We start from the raw sequence: 2,299 nt of genomic DNA, 5'->3' as shown, positions 1-2,299 counted from the left end.
GGGATCGAAAACGCACCTCCCACGCACGTCGGAGGTGCGTTTTCGCACTCCCACGCGCCGGTCGGGCGGGGACGGGAGGACGGGGGACGGGAGGGCGGGGGACGGGAGGACGGGGGTCAGGCGATCGTGGCGAGGACGGCGTCGGGCGCGACGGTCGCGCCGGTCTCCGCGCGGCGGGTGAGAGTGCCGGGGCGGTGCGCGGTGACCGTCGTCTCCATCTTCATCGCGTCGAGCACGGCCACCGGGTCGCCCGCCGCGACCTCCGCGCCGTCGTCGAGCAGCCACCGCACGAGCGTGCCCGGCGCGGGAGTCCGGAGGTCGGACGCGTCCGCCGCAGGCTCCGGTGCCGCCTCCGGCACCGGACGGCCGATCCCCGCCAGCAGCTCCGCGGGCAGCCCGAGCACGACCCGGCGGCCATCGACCTCCACGGGGAACCGCTGCAGCCCGGACACCGGTGCGACCGCCGGTCGCGGCTGCGCGTCGAGCGCGGGCAGCAGCACCGTCTCGATCCACTGCGTGTGCACCCCGAAGGTGTCGGTCGCGAACGCGGGGTCGTCGATCGCGCGGAGGTCGAACGGGATCACGGTCGCCGGGCCGTCGACGGCGAGCTCGCGCAGCGCCCGGCGTGCTCGCACGAGGGCGGCCTCCCGGGTGTCCGCGTGCACGATGAGCTTGGCGATCAGGGAGTCGAACGCGGGCTGCACCACGTCGCCCGCCTCGATGCCGCTGTCCCATCGCACGCCGGGGCCGCCGGGGATGCGCAGCGCCTCGACCCGCCCCGGGCTGGGAAGGAACCCGCGACCGGGGTCTTCCGCGTTGATGCGGAACTCGAACGCGTGACCCGACGGCCGCGGGGTCTCGGTGAACGACGGCCCCTCGCCGAACGCGATGCGGAACTGCTCGCGCACGAGGTCGGTACCCGTGACCTCCTCCGTCACCGGATGCTCGACCTGGAGGCGCGTGTTGACCTCGAGGAACGAGATCGTGCCGTCGGCCGCGAGCAGGAACTCCACGGTGCCCGCCCCGCGGTACTGCACCTCGGCGCAGATCGCCCGCGCCGCCTCGTGGATCGCCGACCGCTGCTCCGGAGCGAGTGCGGGTGCCGGTGCCTCCTCGATCAGCTTCTGGTTGCGCCGCTGCATCGAGCAGTCGCGGTCGCCCACCACGACGACGCCGCCGCGGCCGTCTCCCAGCACCTGCACCTCGATGTGCCGGGGGCGCTCCAGGAACCGCTCCACGAAGCACTCGCCGCGACCGAACGCGGCCACGGCCTCCCGCGTCGCCGCCTCGAACGCCGCCGCCACCTCGGACAGCTCCCGCACGACCTTGAGGCCGCGGCCGCCCCCGCCGAACGCGGCCTTGATGGCGATCGGCAGCCCGTGCTCCTCGGCGAAGGCCACGGCCTCCTCCGGGCCGGAGAGCGGCTCGTCGGTGCCGGCCGCGAGGGGTGCGCCGACCCGCTGGGCGATGCGCCGCGCGGTCATCTTGTCGCCGAGGGCGTCGATGCTCTCCGGCGACGGGCCGATCCACACCAGGCCCGCGCCCTCGACAGCCCGCGCGAACGCCGCGCTCTCGGAGAGGAAGCCGTAGCCGGGGTGCACCGCGTCGGCCCCGCTGCGGCGCGCGGCGTCGATCAGCGCCTCGACCGACAGGTAGGTGCTCGCCGCCGTGTCACCGCCCAGGCCGACGGCCTCGTCGGCGAGCCGCACGTGCAGCGCATCCGCATCCTGATCGGCGTACACGGCGACCGACGTGTATCCGGCCTCGGCGCAGGCGCGGATCACGCGCACCGCGATCTCGCCGCGGTTGGCGATGAGCACACGGGTCATGGGGTCTCCTTCACGATGAAGCGCACGTGCACCCCCGGCGGGAGCTGCGCGGCGAGGTCGAGGCTGCGATCGGTGAGTGCGCCGATGATGGGGTAGCCGCCCGTGAGCGGATGATCGGGGAGGAACAGCACGGGCTGACCGTCCGGCGGCACCTGGATCGCGCCGGTCACCGCGCCCTCGCTGGGCAGCTCCCCGCCCACGGCGCGCTCCAGCGGCACCTCGCCGTGCAGCCGGATGCCGACGCGGTCGGAGCGCGGCGTCACCGTCCACTCCTGACCGGTGAGCGCGGCGACCCCGGCCGCGGTGAACCAGTCGTCGCGCGGGCCGAGCGTGATCTCGAGCGCCACGGTGTCGCCCGGGGCGGGAAGGTCGCGCGGCAGGACGACCGGATCCACCGAGGTCACCGGGGCCGTGCCGATCGGCACGACATCGCCCGCCGCGAGGGGCCGCGGGCCGAGCCCGGCGAGGGT

2 protein-coding genes are annotated in these 2,299 nt (G+C 75.2%); both read right to left on the bottom strand.

Annotated features, from left to right (window positions below):
- Window positions 1-116: 116 nt before the first annotated feature.
- Window positions 117-1,829 (bottom strand): acetyl/propionyl/methylcrotonyl-CoA carboxylase subunit alpha, encoded by a 1,713-nt coding sequence (locus DW309_RS12775; RefSeq protein ID WP_136045596.1) that lies wholly within the window; start codon window positions 1,827-1,829, stop codon window positions 117-119.
- Window positions 1,826-2,299, bottom strand: a 474-nt coding sequence (locus tag DW309_RS12770) for a 5-oxoprolinase subunit C family protein (protein ID WP_136045595.1), incomplete at its 5' end; no start/stop codon positions are given. The genes DW309_RS12770 and DW309_RS12775, both read right to left, overlap by 4 nt.

The organism is Microbacterium sp. K41 (assembly GCF_004794395.1).
GTDB classification, from domain to species: domain Bacteria; phylum Actinomycetota; class Actinomycetes; order Actinomycetales; family Microbacteriaceae; genus Microbacterium; species Microbacterium sufflavum.
The sequence above is the reverse complement of the archived record's forward strand: the minus strand, read 5'-3'. Positions and strand labels throughout refer to the sequence as shown.